The sequence below is a fragment of the Streptomyces sp. SudanB182_2057 genome, assembly GCF_964272715.1.
GTDB lineage: Bacteria > Actinomycetota > Actinomycetes > Streptomycetales > Streptomycetaceae > Streptomyces > Streptomyces rubradiris.
Genome location: NZ_OZ186798.1, coordinates 3551251 through 3565919 on the forward strand (window position 1 = coordinate 3551251; position 14669 = coordinate 3565919).

Consider the following 14669-nt stretch of genomic DNA (forward strand, 5'->3'; position numbering starts at 1 on the left):
CCCCGGTCGGGTTCGTTTACGTCATCGACGCTCCGCCTGAGGGACTCAGACGAGCTCGGTGACCGTGCCGCCGGCGGCGGTGATCTTCTCCTTGGCGGAGCCGGAGACGGCGTCGACCGTCACCTGCAGCGCCACGGAGATCTCGCCCTGGCCGAGGACCTTGACGAGGCTGTTCTTGCGAACGGCGCCCTTGGCCACCAGCGACTCGACGGTGACCTCGCCACCCTCCGGGTACAGCGCGGCCAGCTTGTCGAGGTTCACGACCTGGTACTCGGTCTTGAACGGGTTCTTGAAGCCCTTCAGCTTCGGGAGGCGCATGTGGAGCGGCATCTGGCCACCCTCGAAGCGCTCCGGAACCTGGTAGCGGGCCTTGGTGCCCTTGGTACCACGACCGGCCGTCTTACCCTTCGACGCCTCACCACGACCGACACGGGTCTTGGCGGTCTTGGCGCCGGGGGCCGGACGGAGGTTGTGGATCTTCAGCGGGTTGTTCTCCGCCATGATCAGTCGACCTCCTCGACCGTCACGAGGTGGCGGACGGTGTGCACCATGCCGCGGAACTCGGGGCGGTCCTCCTTGACGACCACGGTGTTGATCCCCTTGAGACCAAGCGACCGAAGGGTGTCACGGTGGTTCTGCTTGCTGCCGATGTAGGACTTGACCTGCGTGATCTTGAGCTGCGCCATGATTACGCACCCGCCCCGGCACGCGCACGGAGAAGAGCCGCGGGGGCGACGTCCTCGAGCGGCAGACCACGGCGGGCCGCGATCTCCTCGGGACGCTGCAGGCCCTTCAGGGCCTCCACGGTCGCGTGCACGATGTTGATGGCGTTGTCGGAGCCGAGCGACTTCGACAGCACGTCGTGGATACCGGCGCACTCGAGCACGGCACGCACCGGGCCACCGGCGATAACACCGGTACCGGGCGACGCGGGCTTGAGCAGCACGACGCCGGCAGCCTTCTCACCCTGGATCGGGTGCGGGATGGTGCCCTGGATACGGGGGACCTTGAAGAAGTGCTTCTTGGCCTCCTCAACGCCCTTGGCGATGGCGGCCGGCACCTCCTTGGCCTTGCCGTAACCGACACCCACGGTGCCGTCACCGTCGCCCACCACGACCAGCGCGGTGAAGCTGAAGCGACGACCACCCTTCACAACCTTGGCGACGCGGTTGATCGCGACGACGCGCTCAACGTACGCGGTCTTCTCGGCGGCAGCAGCGCCGCCGTCACGGCCCTTCCGGTCCCGCCGCTCGCCGCCACCGGCACCGCTTCCGCGGCGCTGGGGTCCAGCCATTGGATTACCTCTCTCTTTCCGCTAGCTACAAGCGGCTCAGAACTTGAGCCCGGCTTCGCGGGCGGCGTCCGCCAGGGCCGCGATGCGGCCGGCGTACTGGTTGCCACCACGGTCGAACACGACGGCCTCGACACCGGCGGCCTTGGCACGCTCGGCGACCAGGGCGCCGACCTGCTTGGCCTGCGCGGACTTGTCGCCCTCGGCACCGCGGATCGACGCGTCCAGCGTGGACGCCGACGCCAGGGTGTGGCCCTTCAGGTCGTCGATCACCTGCGCCACGATGTGGCGGTTGGAGCGGGTCACGACCAGACGGGGGCGCTCCGCCGTCCCGGAGATCCGCTTGCGGATCCGGATGTGACGGCGCTTGATCGCGGCGCGCTTGTAGGCGTCGCCCTTGAGGATCTTCTGCCCGTATGCCATGGCTTACTTACCCGCCTTTCCGACCTTGCGGCGGATGACTTCGCCCTCGTACTTGACACCCTTGGCCTTGTACGGGTCGGGCTTGCGCAGCTTGCGGATGTTGGCCGCAACCTCGCCGACCTTCTGCTTGTCGATGCCCTCGACCGAGAAACGGGTCGGGGACTCCACCTTGAAGGTGATGCCCTCGGGGGCCTCGACCACGATCGGGTGGCTGTAACCGAGAGCGAACTCCAGGTTGGAACCCTTGGCGGTCACTCGGTAACCGACACCGCTGATCTCGAGCTTCTTCACGTAACCCTGGGTCACGCCGGTGATCATGTTCGCCACCAGCGTGCGGGAGAGGCCGTGCAGGGCCTTGCTCTGACGCTCGTCGTTCGGGCGCAGCACCTGCAGGGTGCCGTCCTCGCCCTTAGCGATGTCGATCGGCGCGGCAACGGTGTGGGTCAGCGAGCCCTTGGGGCCCTTGACCGAGACCGTACGGCCGTCGATGGTGACGTCCACGCCGGCGGGAACCGCGATGGGGAGCTTGCCGATGCGCGACATAGCTGTTTCCTCCGTTCCCTTCTGCTACCAGACGTAGGCGAGGACTTCCCCACCCACGCCCTTCTTGCCGGCCTGCTTGTCGGTGAGGAGCCCGTGCGACGTGGAGATGATCGCCACGCCCAGGCCGCCGAGCACCTTCGGCAGGTTGGTGGACTTCGCGTAGACCCGGAGGCCGGGCTTCGAGATCCGCTTGATGCCCGCGATGGAGCGCTCACGGTTCGGGCCGAACTTCAGCTCGAGAACGAGGTTCTTGCCGACCTCGGCGTCCTCGACCTTCCAGCCCGTGATGAAGCCCTCCTGCTGGAGGATCTCCGCGATGTGAGACTTGATCTTGGAGTGCGGCATCGACACCGAGTCGTGGTACGCCGAGTTCGCGTTCCGCAGACGCGTCAGCATGTCTGCGATCGGATCAGTCATGGTCATGAATTGGCCTGTGGCCTTTCTCGCCGGGGTTTCCTATATGCGCCATCCCTCTCCCCGTACTTGTGCAGACGGGACGGGTGCGGCGCGGGGACCTACGGCGTAGTAAGTCGTTCAGGGCGGCAGAGCCCAACCCCACCAGCCTACGGCATGCGGAGTTAGGGCCCTGCCGTCCCGGTTGCTTACCGAGAGGTCCAGGAATCCCTAAATGAGGGGATTACCAGGAGCTCTTGGTCACGCCCGGCAGCTCGCCACGGTGAGCCATCTCACGGAGGCACACGCGGCACAGGCCGAACTTGCGGTACACGGAGTGCGGACGACCGCAGCGCTGGCAGCGGGTGTAGCCACGCACACCGAACTTGGGCTTGCGAGCAGCCTTCGCGATGAGAGCCTTCTTCGCCATCTCGCTCACGCCTCCTTGAACGGGAAGCCGAGGTGACGGAGAAGGGCACGGCCCTCTTCGTCGTTGGTCGCCGTGGTGACCACGGTGATGTCCATACCCCGGACGCGGTCGATCTTGTCCTGGTCGATCTCGTGGAACATGACCTGCTCCGTGAGACCGAAGGTGTAGTTGCCACGGCCGTCGAACTGCTTGGGGGACAGGCCGCGGAAGTCGCGGATGCGCGGCAGCGCGAGCGACAGGGTGCGGTCCAGGAACTCCCACATGCGGTCGCCACGGAGCGTGACGTGGGCACCGATCGGCTGGCCCTCACGCAGCTTGAACTGCGCGATGGACTTGCGGGCCTTGGTGACGGCCGGCTTCTGACCGGTGATGGTGGTCAGGTCGCGGATCGCGCCCTCGATCAGCTTCGAGTCACGGGCGGCGTCGCCGACACCCATGTTGACCACGATCTTGACGAGGCCGGGAACCTGCATGACGTTCTCGTACTTGAACTCGTCACGCAGCTTGCCCGCGATCTCCTCGCGGTACTTCTGCTTCAGACGCGGAGTGGTGGTGGTAGCCATCAGATGTCCTCACCCGTCCGCTTGGCAACGCGGATCTTGTTGCCCTCTTCGTCGAAGCGGTAGCCGACACGCGTGACGACCTTCTTGCCGTCCTTCTCCACGACCAGCTGGACGTTGGAGACGTGGATCGGCGCCTCGGTGGTCACGATGCCGCCGGCCTGGGAACCGCTGGCGGTCGGACCGGCCTTGGTGTGCTTCTTGACCCGGTTGACACCCTCGACCAGGACGCGGTCCTCGCGCGGGTAAGCGGCAATGACCTTGCCCTGCTTGCCCTTGTCCTTGCCGGTGATGACCTGGACCAGGTCGCCCTTCTTGATCTTCATGCTTACAGCACCTCCGGCGCGAGCGAGATGATCTTCATGAACTTCTTCTCGCGCAGCTCACGGCCGACCGGGCCGAAGATGCGGGTGCCGCGAGGGTCGCCGTCGTTCTTCAGAATGACGGCGGCGTTCTCGTCGAAGCGGATGTACGAGCCGTCCGGACGGCGGCGCTCCTTGACGGTGCGAACGATGACCGCCTTGACGACGTCACCCTTCTTCACGTTGCCACCGGGGATCGCGTCCTTGACGGTGGCGACGATGACGTCACCGATGCCCGCGTAGCGGCGACCGGAGCCACCGAGCACACGGATGCAAAGGATCTCCTTCGCACCAGTGTTGTCGGCGACACGCAGTCGCGACTCCTGCTGGATCACGTCTATCTCCTGATCGTCTGCCGGTTCCCGGCAGGGGCCTCAATCACGAGGACCCCTGCCGAGCCTGGCGGAACTGACCTGCGGGTTTGCCCGCAGGAATTACTTGGCCTTCTCGAGGATCTCGACGACGCGCCAGCGCTTCGTCGCGGACAGCGGCCGGGTCTCCATGAGGAGGACGCGGTCGCCGACACCCGCGGCGTTCTGCTCGTCGTGCGCCTTGAGCTTGTTCGTACGGCGGATGACCTTGCCGTACAGCGCGTGCTTGACGCGGTCCTCGACGGCGACGACGACGGTCTTGTCCATCTTGTCGCTGACGACGAGGCCCTCACGGGTCTTGCGGAAGCCGCGCGCCTCGGTGTTGTGCTCAGTCACGTTGTTCTCGCTCATGCGTTCTCCACCGTTTCGATGCCCAGCTCGCGCTCGCGCATCAGGGTGTAGATCCGCGCGATGTCCTTACGGACGGCCTTCAGCCGGCCGTGGTTTTCGAGCTGACCCGTCGCCGCCTGGAAGCGGAGGTTGAACAGCTCTTCCTTGGCCTCGCGGAGCTTCGCCAGAAGCTCCTCGTTGCCCAGCTCGCGCAGCTCGGACGCCTTGGTACCGGCCGACATCACGCTTCACCTGCCTCGCGCTTGACGATCCGGCACTTCATCGGCAGCTTGTGGGCCGCACGGGTCAGCGCCTCACGGGCGATCTTCTCGTTGGGGTACGACAGCTCGAACATCACACGTCCGGGCTTGACGTTCGCGATCCACCACTCCGGCGAACCCTTACCGGAACCCATGCGGGTCTCGGCCGGCTTCTTGGTGAGCGGACGGTCCGGGTAGATGTTGATCCAGACCTTGCCGCCACGCTTGATGTGGCGGGTCATCGCGATACGGGCCGCCTCGATCTGGCGGTTCGTGACGTAGGCCGGGGTCAGCGCCTGGATGCCGTACTCGCCGAACGCAACCTGCGTCCCACCCTTGGACATACCGTTGCGCTTCGGGTGGTGCTGCTTGCGGTGCTTGACCCTACGGGGGATCAGCATTTCGGTCAGGCCTCCGTTCCGGTGCTCTCAGCCGGAGCGGCAGCCGCGGGGGCCTCGGCCTTGGGGGCCTCGGCACCGGCAGCCTGCTGCGGCTTGCGACCGCGCCGCTCGCCACCGCGGCCACCACGGGCCGGGCGGTCGGCGCCACCGCGGGCCGGGCGGTTACCCGCACGGGCGGCAGCGTTCTCGGCGCGGACCTCGGCGATGTTCTTGACGTCGCCCTTGTAGATCCAGACCTTCACACCGATGCGGCCGAAGGTCGTCTTGGCCTCGAAGAAGCCGTAGTCCACGTTCGCGCGGAGCGTGTGCAGGGGCACACGGCCCTCGCGGTAGAACTCCGAGCGGGACATCTCGGCGCCGCCGAGGCGGCCACCGCACTGGATCTTGATGCCCTTGGCGCCGGCCTTCATGGCGGACTGCATGCTCTTGCGCATGGCCCGACGGAAGGAGACGCGGGAGGACAGCTGCTCGGCGACGGCCTGGGCCACCAGCTGAGCGTCCGTCTCCGGGTTCTTGACCTCGAGGATGTTCAGCTGGACCTGCTTGCCGGTCAGCTTCTCCAGGTCACCGCGGATGCGGTCGGCCTCGGCGCCGCGGCGGCCGATGACGATGCCCGGGCGAGCGGTGTGGATGTCCACGCGGACACGGTCACGGGTGCGCTCGATCTCGACCTTGGAGATGCCGGCGCGCTCCATGCCGGACGTCATCATCCGACGGATGGCGACGTCTTCCTTGACGTAGTCCTTGTACAGCTTGTCGGCGTACCAACGCGACTTGAAGTCGGTCGTGACACCGAGCCGGAACCCGTGCGGGTTTACCTTCTGGCCCATTACCGGGTTCCTTCCTTGCTGCTGACGACCACGGTGATGTGGCTGGTCCGCTTGCGGATCCGGTAGGCACGGCCCTGGGCGCGCGGCCGGAACCGCTTCAGGGTCGGGCCCTCGTCGACGTAGGCCTCGGAAATGAAGAGGCTGTCGACATCGGTGTGGTCGTAGTTGTGCGCGGCGTTGGCGATGGCGCTGTCCAGCACCTTGCCCACCGGCACCGAGGCGGCCTGCGGAGCGAATCGCAGGACGGCCTGGGCCTCCGTGGCGTCCATGCCACGGATGAGGTCCACCACGCGGCGGGCCTTCATGGGCGTGACGCGGATGTACCGCGCCTGGGCCCTGGCTTCCATGGTTGTCCCTTCAGTTACTTACGTGTCTGAATGCGATCCGCTACTAGCGGCGCTTCGACTTCCGGTCTTCCTTGACGTGGCCCCGGAAGGTGCGCGTCGGCGAGAACTCGCCGAGCTTGTGGCCGACCATCGACTCGGTGACGAACACCGGGATGTGGGTCTTGCCGTTGTGCACCGCGATCGTGTGGCCGAGCATGGCCGGGACGATCATCGAGCGACGGGACCAGGTCTTGATGACGTTCTTGGTGCCGGCATCGTTCTGGGCGTCCACCTTCTTGATCAGGTGGTCGTCGACGAAGGGCCCCTTCTTCAAGCTACGAGGCATCTCAACCCGTCCTTAGCGCTTCTTGTTCGTCTTGCGGCGGCGGACGATGTACTTGTTCGACGCCTTCTTGGGCGAACGAGTACGGCCTTCCTTCTTGCCCCACGGGGACACAGGGTGGCGACCACCGGAGGTACGGCCTTCACCACCACCGTGCGGGTGGTCGACCGGGTTCATGACCACACCACGGACGGTCGGGCGAACGCCCAGCCACCGCTTACGGCCGGCCTTGCCCCAGTTGATGTTCGACTGCTCGGCGTTGCCGACCTCGCCGACGGTGGCGCGGCAGCGCACGTCGACCAGGCGGATCTCACCGGACGGCATGCGCAGGTGGGCGTAGGCGCCCTCCTTGGCGAGCAGCTGCACGGAGGCACCCGCGGAGCGGGCGAACTTGGCACCGCCACCGGGACGGAGCTCGATCGCGTGGATCGTGGTACCGACCGGGATGTTGCGCAGGGCGAGGTTGTTGCCCGGCTTGATGTCGGCCCCGGGACCGTTCTCCACGGTGTCGCCCTGCTGCAGGTTGCGCGGGGCGAGGATGTAGCGCTTCTCGCCGTCGGCGTAGTGCAGCAGCGCGATGCGCGCGGTGCGGTTGGGGTCGTACTCGATGTGCGCGACCTTCGCCGGCACGCCGTCCTTGTCGTGACGACGGAAGTCGATCACTCGGTAGGCGCGCTTGTGTCCGCCACCCTGGTGGCGAACGGTCACACGACCGGCGTTGTTACGGCCGCCCTTGCTGTGCAGCGGGCGAACCAGCGACTTCTCCGGCGTGGACCGCGTGACCTCGACGAAGTCGGCGACGCTGGCGCCACGACGGCCCGGCGTAGTCGGCTTGTACTTGCGGATTCCCATTTCTCAGTCCTCGTCCGATATCGGACGATCCGGACCGCCCTCAGGCGGTCGGACCGCCGAAGATGTCGATACGGTCGCCCTCGGCGAGGGTCACGATCGCGCGCTTGCTGCCGGCACGCTGACCGAAGCCGGTCTTCGTGCGCTTGCGCTTGCCCTGGCGGTTGATCGTGTTGACCCCGGTGACCTTGACGTCGAAGACCGCCTGGACGGCCTGCTTGATCTGGGTCTTGTTGGCGTTCGGGTCGACGATGAACGTGTACTTGTTCTCGTCGAGGAGCGCGTAGCTCTTCTCGGAGACGACCGGCTTCAGCAGGACGTCACGGGGGTCCGTGTACGACTTGCTCAGCGGGGTCTCGACGGTGTTCTTGCCCTCGGTGGCGTGGCGACGCGCCTTGGCGACGCGCGCGGCCTTGGCGGCCTTGGCGGCCTTCGAGGCGATAGCGGGGTGACGGATGGCCATCAGACCTCGCTCCCTTCGGTGTCGTTGGCCTTCGGGCCGGCGACGAAGGACTCGAAAGCGGCCTGGGTGAAGACCACGTCGTCCGAGACGAGAACGTCGTACGTGTTCAGCTGGCCCGGCTCCAGGATGTGGACCTGGGGCAGGTTACGGGCGGACAGCCACGCGGCCTCGTCGGAGCGCTCGACGACCAGGAGCAGGTTCTTGCGCTCCGAGATCTTGCCGAACAGGCTCTTCGCGGCCTTCGTGGAGATGTCACCCTCGACCACGCCGGAGACGACGTGGATGCGGTTGTGACGCGCCCGGTCGGTGAGGGCACCGCGCAGGGCGGCGGCCTTCATCTTCTTCGGGGTCCGCTGCGAGTAGTCACGCGGCACGGGACCGTGCACGACGCCACCACCGGCGAACTGCGGCGCGCGGGTCGAACCCTGGCGGGCGCGACCGGTGCCCTTCTGGCGGTACGGCTTCTTGCCACCACCACGGACTTCACCGCGGGTCTTGGTCTTGTGCGTGCCCTGGCGGGCAGCGGCCAGCTGCGCGACGACGACCTGGTGGATCAGCGGGACGCTGACCTTGGCGTCGAAGATCTCCGCGGGGAGCTCGACGGAACCGGCCTTCTCGCCCGCCGGCGAAAGGATGTCAACAGTGCTCATCGGTTACCTCAGGCCCCCTTGGCCGCGGTGCGGACCAGGACGAGGCCGCCGTTCGGACCGGGAACCGCGCCCTTGATGAGCAGCAGACCCTTCTCCGCGTCAACGGCGTGGACGGTCAGGTTCTGGGTGGTGACCCGCTCGTTGCCCATGCGACCCGCCATGCGGAGGCCCTTGAACACACGGCCCGGGGTGGCGCAGCCACCGATGGAACCGGGCGAGCGGTGCTTGCGCTGGGTGCCGTGACCGGCGCCGAGGCCACCGAAGTTGTGACGCTTCATGACACCGGCGAAGCCCTTGCCCTTGCTCTTGCCGGTGACGTCGACCTTCACGCCGGCCTCGAACACCTCAGCGGTGATCTCCTGGCCCAGCGTGTACTCGGAGGCGTCCGCGGTGCGGATCTCGACGAGGTGGCGACGGGGGGTGACGTCGGCCTTGGCGAAGTGACCCTTGAGGGGCTTGTTCACCTTGCGCGGGTCGATCTCGCCGAAGGCGATCTGGACCGACTCGTAGCCGTCGACGTCGTTGGTACGAACCTGGGTCACGACGTTGGGGCCGGCCTTGACGACGGTGACCGGAACAACACGGTTGTTCTCGTCCCACACCTGCGTCATGCCGAGCTTCTCGCCCAGGATGCCCTTGATCTGCTTAGCCATTCTCAGCCCACCAGCCTCAGAGCTTGATCTCGATGTCGACACCGGCCGGCAGGTCGAGTCGCATCAGAGAGTCAACGGTCTTGGGGGTCGGGTCGAGGATGTCGATCAGGCGCTTGTGCGTGCGCATCTCGAAGTGCTCGCGCGAGTCCTTGTACTTGTGCGGCGACTTGATGACGCAGTACACGTTCTTCTCAGTGGGCAGCGGCACCGGGCCCGCGACCGACGCACCAGTGCGAGTCACCGTCTCGACGATCTTCTTCGCCGAGGAGTCGATGACCTCGTGGTCGTAGGCCTTGAGCCGGATGCGGATCTTCTGTCCCGCCATGGCTACTCAGTAGTCCTGTCTCTCTAACGCTCTGGAACCCGGTGTTCCTCGTGCGTGACCCTTCCCTCTCCGACCCACGCGGTCGGGCGTGTCGCGCTCCCGCTGACATGAATGTCCCTTGTCCGAACATCCCTGCGGGATTGACACGGCCCTTCCGGAACCGCGGACCGGGGACCTCGGGCCCACCGGGCGCCTGGCCGGTGTCGCGCCCACGCTTCCCGGAAGATTCCCGTACGTCCGCCCCAGTGCTGCCCGAGGGCAGTTAGGACGACGAGTACTGTGGGACTCGCTTCCGGTCCTCCCGGCGGGAGGCGCGCAGCATCAACACTCGACCGAGCAACTCCGACAGTCTGCCATACAGGGCAGCCCCTGTGCCAATCGGGCCGAAGAGATTACCCCGAAGGTGACGTAGGTCAAACCGGGACGCCGGCGCGCCTGCCCCGCCGACTCCGCCCCGGCGGTCCTGCGGAGCCGGGTCGGCGAGCGGGTCAGAGCCTGAACAGCGCCCCGCGCCAGGTCCACCCGGCGCCGAGGACCGCCTCCTGCAGGGGCTTCTTCATCTCGGCGGTGTCGAAGCGGTAGTCCTCCGTGAGCCTGATCTTCCCGTCCGGTCCCCGGCCGACCGTCCAGCTCCGGGACACGGACCTGACCTGCCCCCGGGACCACTCGGCCGACACGATCAGCCTGGGCCTCCCGCCGACCCAGGTGACCTCCCACTCCTGGTCGAGAGCGCGCACCTCGCGCTTCTCCGGGACCAGCCGCATCCGCGTCTCCAGGGACCGGTTCACGTTGGCCCGCGCGAAGAAGCCGTGCCAGTCGGGTTCCCGGATGCGCCACTCCGCCACCAGGTCGGCACCGCCGCCGACCCCCTCCCGCACGACGTACGGCACGTCCGGCCCGCCGACGGCGAGCAGGGCGGCGCGGACCTCCGAGGCGGGGCGGGGCGGGACGGCGGGGTCGGGGTATCTGGTGCCGGTGAAGCGGTCGCGAAGGCTCATGTGGTCGTCCGTCCGCGGGGTCAGGGCTGGGTGACCATCCGCACGCTGCCACAGCCGCGCTGCTTCGCCTCGTGGGCGGCGAAGGCCGTCAGGGCCGAGCGGGCGAAGGAGGCGGAGTAGTGCGGGACGGGGTAGCTGTCGGTGTCCTCGTCGTAGAGGTGGTACAGCGCGAACACGGCGGGTTGTGCCGACCGGGGGCACGTCGCGGTGGCCCAGGCGTAGTCGCGCTCGCTGTAGGGCCCGGTCGCCGTCTTGAGCGCCGCTTCCTCGCTGGCCAGGAAGTCCTTGGCGGACGCGCCGTAGTAGGCGTAGAGGCCGTAGCCCGGCTTTCCGGCCTTCGTGACCAGGTAGCAGTTGACCTGCGGGGTGTCGGTGTCCGCCGGGTACTCCAGGGTGTCCGGCGTGCCGTTCCGCTCGGCCTCCGTGTCGCGCAGCGCCGCGCACGAGCCGTCGGCCTGCCGCAGCGGCTCGGCCGCGTCGGGCCGGCCGATGGTGTCGGGGGACAGGCCGGTGACGCGTCGGCCTGTTTCCACCTGGCAGCCGTGCTTCTCCGCGGCCTCGCGGGCGGTCTCGGTGGTCACCTGCCCGAGGCCGGTCAGGGTCGTGCTGTTCGCCGCCCCGAGCAGGTCACCGTAGGCGACCAGGGCCTTGTTCCGCTGGTTCACGCAGTCGAGCGCGACCATGACCTGGTAGGTGCCGCTCTCGTGTCGTACGACACCGGACCAGCCGTGTCCCAGGGGTGCCGCCTGGTCCCGGACGCCGTTGTAGTTCGCGTTGTACCAGACGAGGGTCGAGTCGGGGGCTTTCGAGGTGCTCCAGCGCAGCTTCACCTCCAGAGAGCCGCGCTGCGCCCCGGACCCCTCGGTGCGGACGCGGCACGCGGCCAGGTAGTCGCCATCGTCCACATCCTCCGCGCTCAGCCGCGACGAGGGCAGCGCGGCGCTGAGCCCGCCCTGCGCCAGCGTGCCGCCGCACGCCCGGTCCACGGAGTCGTCGTCGCCTCCCGAGCCGATGACCCCGGTGCCGTAGAGAACGAGCCCCAGAAGTGCCAGGACCAGCAGGAGGGCTCCCGCGTACCACCCGGCGTGCCTGGGCCGGAGTCCGGATTTCGTCTGCATCGTGCTCATTCTGTCGGGGCCGTTCTCCGTGCCGGGTCAGCGGTCAGCGCGGAGCGTGCCCAGCGTGCGGTCACGGCCGTGCTCGTAATCGTTCTGTCCCGCGTGGACGTAGTACTTGGTCCAGTCGCTGTCGACGGCGTGGCCGCGGCTGCTCGCCCACGCCCGCACCAGTTTCTCGACGTCGTGCTGGCCGGCGTCGAAGGTCTTGGCGTTCTTCTCGGTGGCGGCGAGGTTCGCCTCGGCCACGTGCTCCTTGTTCGACTCGTACGCCCAGACGTCGATGGCCTTCTGGCTGAGATCCCCGACCGGACTGATGTCCTTGACCGGGTTGAAGATCAGTGCCGTGCCGAGGCCCGTGCCGATGCCGTGGTTGAAGTCGGCCGCCCACTGGGTCTTGTCGAACCGCTCGTCGTAGATGATGTCCGACCGGATGCCGTCGTAGGAGCCCATGGCGCGGGACGACTCCACGATGCGGTCGTGGATGGTCTTGTCGCCGGCGTCGGCGGGGATGGTCTCCAGGACGTGGTGCGCGTACTGCTGCTCGGCCCCGTAGAGGTGCCCGAACGCCTCCGGGTCGTCGGCTATCCCGCGCATGACGGCGGCGAGGCGCTGGTGTCCCACGGCGAGGTGCGCGCCGTCCTTGTCGCTCCAGACGGAACCCTCGCTGTCCCAGTCGATGTCGTACTTCGACGACGACTCCGCGTAGGTCTCGTGGGTATCGGGCGTGTACGACGTCATGACGTGGGCCAGTGGTGCGAGGAGGCCCTTCGGCAGTTCCTGGGCGTGCTTGTCGGTGTACAGGGTGTTGATCGTGTGCTGCAGGATGCGGGCCTGTGGCTCGGTGTGCCGACCGATCGGGTGGTATTCACCCGGCGTCTGCCCGGTCGCCGCCGCCTCCAGCGCCGCACCGAAGCCCTTGCGCACGTCGCCGTCCTCCGTCAGGACGGGAATGCCGACCGTGGTGCCGCCGGGCGGGGTCGCGTAGTGGTCCACGACGGTGTCCCAGTTCCTCCCATGGAGCAGGTACTCCAGGTTGTCGTTGCGGGAGGGGTCCAGGTACTCGGTGCTGACCTTCGGGTCGTGGGACATGATGCCTAGAACACCGTCGAGCGGGTCGTTGGCGAACCAGCCCCGGTCCTTGCCCGAGAACTGGTCCCGCAGCCCCCAGAAGGACTCGGTCGGGTTGTTCCCCTTGGGCCGGTACGACTCCTCGGCATGCCGGATGTCGTCGGCGGTGTCCTTCAGGAACTGCCCGTTGTAGCCCTTTCCCTGCTGCATCAGCGTGACGAGGCTCTGGTAGCCGCGCACCTTCTCGTCAGGGATGGAACTGAGCCCGTCGACCTTGAACCGCTCGGCCCCGGCCTTGCGCATGTCCTCGCGGAAGCTCTTGTAGAAGGCGGAGTCCGGATCCTGGGTGGCGGTCGCCAGCGTCGTGGCGAGGCCCTTCTGTATGTCCAGGTACTGGCCGCTGTGCTGCTTGTCGTCGTAGTGGGCGAGACTGCCGAGGCTGTTGGACAGCTGGAGCGTCCCCTCCGCGCCGAGCTCGTCCAGGACGGTCCGGCTGAAGGCGGTGTCGCCGGAGTTGTCGTGGAAGAGCCGCCGCAGCTCGCGGTAGTCGGCCTCCGACGCCTTGCCCGCGTTGACGCGCTCCGAGATGTCCTTGGCCTCGTCCGCCTCGTACTTCTCGATGTCGCCCTGTGCCTTGCCGTTGAACCCGGGGACCGTGCCGTCACCCATGCCAGGGCCTTTGACGACGGCGGTCAGGGCGACCTCGACGCCCTTGTCGGCGTCGTCCACGTCCTTCACGCACCGGTCGATGTGGGCCTGCCAGGAGTCGACGGACTTGCGGACCCGGCCCGCGTAGTCCGTGTCCGTCCCGAGCAACTGGCGGTCGCGCGCGCTGAGTTTGCCCTCGTCGAGCGAGACGACGCCCTGGTCCGACACCTTCATGCCGGCGGCGATCGCGTCGTCCCGCGCCGACTCCAGCCGCTTGCGCAGGTCCGTGAACTGAGCGTGCGCGTCACGGAGGAGCGAGGCGACCGCCTTGGCCTCCGTCTGGGCGCTCTGGTACTCCTTGATCCTGACGCCGAAGCGCGCGTTGGCGAACTCCCGGCTCTCCCCCGCGAACGTCGGCCGCAGGGTGATGCCGTGCACGTCGTCCCGGTAGGCCGTCTCCTGCTTGTGCAGCTCTTTCGCCATGCCGTCCCAGCGTTCGGCGGCCGTGGTGAGCGTGGACAGGTCGGTCGTCAGGATCTCGTGATAGGTCGGCATGGTTCCCCGTTGCTTCTGGTGCCGGTGTGAGAAGGCTCAGCCGCGCGTCAGCGCGCCGGCGGCGAGTACATGTCGAACACCGACACCTCGCGCGCGGTACGACCCACCAGCAGGTCCGTCCCGCTCAGCACCCTGGCGTTGTTACGAAGGGCCGACTCGTCCTCCGCCAGCCGGTTCAGCAGGTTCTTGACCTGCTCGCCCCAGGTGGTGTGCGCCTTCTTCAGGGCACCGGACGTGAGCCAGCCGTACCCGTCCTTCGCGTCGAACGCCTTCACCGCGGCGTTCGTCTCCTCGTCCGCCCACTGGCCCGCCGCCTCGGTGTGCGGCCCGATCTCGCTGTGAAGCTTGTTCGCGGCGGTCGTCTTCTCGGCGGGGGACGAGGCGAGGTCCGGCCGGCCCCCACCGGCTCCCGTGTCACTACCTGCCATGCTGACCACCCCCGTCTGCCGCTCTGGCGTGCTCTCGTCACACTAACAAGC

General features: G+C 67.5%; 25 protein-coding genes. All 25 read right to left on the bottom strand.

Translation table 11 applies throughout. From position 1 onward, the window contains the following. Positions 1 to 45 precede the first annotated feature (45 nt). Complete coding sequence (rplO, locus tag ACSURM_RS15180; protein ID WP_030601181.1) at positions 46 to 501, bottom strand: 50S ribosomal protein L15; 456 nt, start codon at positions 499 to 501, stop codon at positions 46 to 48. Between the two features lie 2 nt (positions 502 to 503). Then, positions 504 to 686 carry a 50S ribosomal protein L30 gene (gene rpmD / locus ACSURM_RS15185; RefSeq protein ID WP_003998814.1) on the bottom strand — a complete coding sequence of 61 codons (183 nt, stop codon included), beginning with the start codon at positions 684 to 686 and terminating at the stop codon, positions 504 to 506. 2 nt (positions 687 to 688) lie between these two features. After that, on the bottom strand, positions 689 to 1294 hold the full coding sequence (gene rpsE, locus ACSURM_RS15190) for a 30S ribosomal protein S5 (protein WP_019753099.1): 606 nt from the start codon (positions 1292 to 1294) through the stop codon (positions 689 to 691). A 36-nt stretch (positions 1295 to 1330) separates the two neighbouring features. Next, positions 1331 to 1714, bottom strand: coding sequence for a 50S ribosomal protein L18 (rplR, locus tag ACSURM_RS15195; protein ID WP_189994126.1), 384 nt, complete (start codon positions 1712 to 1714; stop codon positions 1331 to 1333). Positions 1715 to 1717: 3 nt separating this feature from the next. Next, positions 1718 to 2257 (bottom strand): 50S ribosomal protein L6, encoded by a 540-nt coding sequence (rplF, locus tag ACSURM_RS15200; protein WP_030641195.1) that lies wholly within the window; start codon positions 2255 to 2257, stop codon positions 1718 to 1720. A 24-nt stretch (positions 2258 to 2281) separates the two neighbouring features. Further along, positions 2282 to 2680: a 30S ribosomal protein S8 gene (rpsH, locus tag ACSURM_RS15205; RefSeq protein WP_014674378.1), complete on the bottom strand. Its 399-nt coding sequence runs from the start codon at positions 2678 to 2680 to the stop codon at positions 2282 to 2284. A 214-nt stretch (positions 2681 to 2894) separates the two neighbouring features. Next, complete coding sequence (locus ACSURM_RS15210) at positions 2895 to 3080, bottom strand: type Z 30S ribosomal protein S14 (RefSeq protein WP_003948630.1); 186 nt, start codon at positions 3078 to 3080, stop codon at positions 2895 to 2897. A gap of 5 nt (positions 3081 to 3085) precedes the next feature. Next, the gene (gene rplE, locus ACSURM_RS15215) at positions 3086 to 3643 is read right to left on the bottom strand and encodes a 50S ribosomal protein L5 (RefSeq protein WP_030345436.1); all 558 of its coding nucleotides are present in this window, start codon (positions 3641 to 3643) and stop codon (positions 3086 to 3088) included. Then, positions 3643 to 3966 (bottom strand): 50S ribosomal protein L24, encoded by a 324-nt coding sequence (gene rplX, locus ACSURM_RS15220; RefSeq protein ID WP_181793587.1) that lies wholly within the window; start codon positions 3964 to 3966, stop codon positions 3643 to 3645. The genes rplE and rplX overlap by 1 nt, the downstream gene beginning before the upstream one ends. Positions 3967 to 3968: 2 nt before the next feature. Beyond that, complete coding sequence (gene rplN / locus ACSURM_RS15225; protein ID WP_003998823.1) at positions 3969 to 4337, bottom strand: 50S ribosomal protein L14; 369 nt, start codon at positions 4335 to 4337, stop codon at positions 3969 to 3971. A gap of 99 nt (positions 4338 to 4436) precedes the next feature. Continuing rightward, positions 4437 to 4724, bottom strand: coding sequence for a 30S ribosomal protein S17 (rpsQ, locus tag ACSURM_RS15230; protein ID WP_436955525.1), 288 nt, complete (start codon positions 4722 to 4724; stop codon positions 4437 to 4439). After that, on the bottom strand, positions 4721 to 4945 hold the full coding sequence (gene rpmC, locus ACSURM_RS15235; protein ID WP_007494763.1) for a 50S ribosomal protein L29: 225 nt from the start codon (positions 4943 to 4945) through the stop codon (positions 4721 to 4723). The genes rpsQ and rpmC overlap by 4 nt, the downstream gene beginning before the upstream one ends. Beyond that, on the bottom strand, positions 4945 to 5364 hold the full coding sequence (rplP, locus tag ACSURM_RS15240; RefSeq protein WP_009190136.1) for a 50S ribosomal protein L16: 420 nt from the start codon (positions 5362 to 5364) through the stop codon (positions 4945 to 4947). The genes rpmC and rplP overlap by 1 nt, the downstream gene beginning before the upstream one ends. A 5-nt stretch (positions 5365 to 5369) precedes the next feature. Next, complete coding sequence (gene rpsC / locus ACSURM_RS15245; RefSeq protein WP_010036723.1) at positions 5370 to 6194, bottom strand: 30S ribosomal protein S3; 825 nt, start codon at positions 6192 to 6194, stop codon at positions 5370 to 5372. After that, on the bottom strand, positions 6194 to 6541 hold the full coding sequence (gene rplV, locus ACSURM_RS15250) for a 50S ribosomal protein L22 (RefSeq protein WP_006130776.1): 348 nt from the start codon (positions 6539 to 6541) through the stop codon (positions 6194 to 6196). Before rplV ends, rpsC begins: the two co-directional genes overlap by 1 nt. Before the next feature lie 43 nt (positions 6542 to 6584). Next, on the bottom strand, positions 6585 to 6866 hold the full coding sequence (gene rpsS / locus ACSURM_RS15255; RefSeq protein WP_030601199.1) for a 30S ribosomal protein S19: 282 nt from the start codon (positions 6864 to 6866) through the stop codon (positions 6585 to 6587). Between the two features lie 12 nt (positions 6867 to 6878). Further along, a complete protein-coding gene (rplB, locus tag ACSURM_RS15260; protein ID WP_030601203.1) occupies positions 6879 to 7715 on the bottom strand; it encodes a 50S ribosomal protein L2 in 837 nt (278 codons plus the stop codon). A gap of 40 nt (positions 7716 to 7755) precedes the next feature. Then, positions 7756 to 8175: a 50S ribosomal protein L23 gene (gene rplW, locus ACSURM_RS15265; RefSeq protein ID WP_030601206.1), complete on the bottom strand. Its 420-nt coding sequence runs from the start codon at positions 8173 to 8175 to the stop codon at positions 7756 to 7758. Then, the gene (gene rplD / locus ACSURM_RS15270) at positions 8175 to 8825 is read right to left on the bottom strand and encodes a 50S ribosomal protein L4 (protein ID WP_361467546.1); all 651 of its coding nucleotides are present in this window, start codon (positions 8823 to 8825) and stop codon (positions 8175 to 8177) included. Before rplD ends, rplW begins: the two co-directional genes overlap by 1 nt. Before the next feature lie 8 nt (positions 8826 to 8833). Further along, positions 8834 to 9478 (bottom strand): 50S ribosomal protein L3, encoded by a 645-nt coding sequence (gene rplC, locus ACSURM_RS15275; RefSeq protein ID WP_103781446.1) that lies wholly within the window; start codon positions 9476 to 9478, stop codon positions 8834 to 8836. A 16-nt stretch (positions 9479 to 9494) separates the two neighbouring features. Beyond that, positions 9495 to 9803 carry a 30S ribosomal protein S10 gene (rpsJ, locus tag ACSURM_RS15280; RefSeq protein WP_003948644.1) on the bottom strand — a complete coding sequence of 103 codons (309 nt, stop codon included), beginning with the start codon at positions 9801 to 9803 and terminating at the stop codon, positions 9495 to 9497. A gap of 488 nt (positions 9804 to 10291) precedes the next feature. Then, on the bottom strand, positions 10292 to 10801 hold the full coding sequence (locus ACSURM_RS15285) for a hypothetical protein (RefSeq protein WP_436955529.1): 510 nt from the start codon (positions 10799 to 10801) through the stop codon (positions 10292 to 10294). Between the two features lie 20 nt (positions 10802 to 10821). Next, positions 10822 to 11919, bottom strand: coding sequence for a hypothetical protein (locus ACSURM_RS15290; RefSeq protein WP_436955531.1), 1098 nt, complete (start codon positions 11917 to 11919; stop codon positions 10822 to 10824). A gap of 36 nt (positions 11920 to 11955) precedes the next feature. Beyond that, complete coding sequence (locus ACSURM_RS15295; protein WP_436955533.1) at positions 11956 to 14190, bottom strand: hypothetical protein; 2235 nt, start codon at positions 14188 to 14190, stop codon at positions 11956 to 11958. A gap of 47 nt (positions 14191 to 14237) precedes the next feature. Further along, positions 14238 to 14618 carry a hypothetical protein gene (locus ACSURM_RS15300; RefSeq protein ID WP_436955535.1) on the bottom strand — a complete coding sequence of 127 codons (381 nt, stop codon included), beginning with the start codon at positions 14616 to 14618 and terminating at the stop codon, positions 14238 to 14240. Between the last annotated feature and the right edge of the window lie 51 nt (positions 14619 to 14669).

Coding starts and splice junctions, on each gene's coding strand:
- rplO (WP_030601181.1), bottom strand. CDS start 501: ATGGCGGAGAACAACCCGCTGAAGATCCACAACCTCCGTCCGGCCCCC.
- rpmD (WP_003998814.1), bottom strand. CDS start 686: ATGGCGCAGCTCAAGATCACGCAGGTCAAGTCCTACATCGGCAGCAAG.
- rpsE (WP_019753099.1), bottom strand. CDS start 1,294: ATGGCTGGACCCCAGCGCCGCGGAAGCGGTGCCGGTGGCGGCGAGCGG.
- rplR (WP_189994126.1), bottom strand. CDS start 1,714: ATGGCATACGGGCAGAAGATCCTCAAGGGCGACGCCTACAAGCGCGCC.
- rplF (WP_030641195.1), bottom strand. CDS start 2,257: ATGTCGCGCATCGGCAAGCTCCCCATCGCGGTTCCCGCCGGCGTGGAC.
- rpsH (WP_014674378.1), bottom strand. CDS start 2,680: ATGACCATGACTGATCCGATCGCAGACATGCTGACGCGTCTGCGGAAC.
- ACSURM_RS15210 (WP_003948630.1), bottom strand. CDS start 3,080: ATGGCGAAGAAGGCTCTCATCGCGAAGGCTGCTCGCAAGCCCAAGTTC.
- rplE (WP_030345436.1), bottom strand. CDS start 3,643: ATGGCTACCACCACCACTCCGCGTCTGAAGCAGAAGTACCGCGAGGAG.
- rplX (WP_181793587.1), bottom strand. CDS start 3,966: ATGAAGATCAAGAAGGGCGACCTGGTCCAGGTCATCACCGGCAAGGAC.
- rpsQ (WP_436955525.1), bottom strand. CDS start 4,724: ATGAGCGAGAACAACGTGACTGAGCACAACACCGAGGCGCGCGGCTTC.
- rpmC (WP_007494763.1), bottom strand. CDS start 4,945: ATGTCGGCCGGTACCAAGGCGTCCGAGCTGCGCGAGCTGGGCAACGAG.
- rplP (WP_009190136.1), bottom strand. CDS start 5,364: ATGCTGATCCCCCGTAGGGTCAAGCACCGCAAGCAGCACCACCCGAAG.
- rpsC (WP_010036723.1), bottom strand. CDS start 6,194: ATGGGCCAGAAGGTAAACCCGCACGGGTTCCGGCTCGGTGTCACGACC.
- rplV (WP_006130776.1), bottom strand. CDS start 6,541: ATGGAAGCCAGGGCCCAGGCGCGGTACATCCGCGTCACGCCCATGAAG.
- rpsS (WP_030601199.1), bottom strand. CDS start 6,866: ATGCCTCGTAGCTTGAAGAAGGGGCCCTTCGTCGACGACCACCTGATC.
- rplB (WP_030601203.1), bottom strand. CDS start 7,715: ATGGGAATCCGCAAGTACAAGCCGACTACGCCGGGCCGTCGTGGCGCC.
- rplW (WP_030601206.1), bottom strand. CDS start 8,175: ATGGCCATCCGTCACCCCGCTATCGCCTCGAAGGCCGCCAAGGCCGCC.
- rplD (WP_361467546.1), bottom strand. CDS start 8,825: ATGAGCACTGTTGACATCCTTTCGCCGGCGGGCGAGAAGGCCGGTTCC.
- rplC (WP_103781446.1), bottom strand. CDS start 9,478: ATGGCTAAGCAGATCAAGGGCATCCTGGGCGAGAAGCTCGGCATGACG.
- rpsJ (WP_003948644.1), bottom strand. CDS start 9,803: ATGGCGGGACAGAAGATCCGCATCCGGCTCAAGGCCTACGACCACGAG.
- ACSURM_RS15285 (WP_436955529.1), bottom strand. CDS start 10,801: ATGAGCCTTCGCGACCGCTTCACCGGCACCAGATACCCCGACCCCGCC.
- ACSURM_RS15290 (WP_436955531.1), bottom strand. CDS start 11,919: ATGCAGACGAAATCCGGACTCCGGCCCAGGCACGCCGGGTGGTACGCG.
- ACSURM_RS15295 (WP_436955533.1), bottom strand. CDS start 14,190: ATGCCGACCTATCACGAGATCCTGACGACCGACCTGTCCACGCTCACC.
- ACSURM_RS15300 (WP_436955535.1), bottom strand. CDS start 14,618: ATGGCAGGTAGTGACACGGGAGCCGGTGGGGGCCGGCCGGACCTCGCC.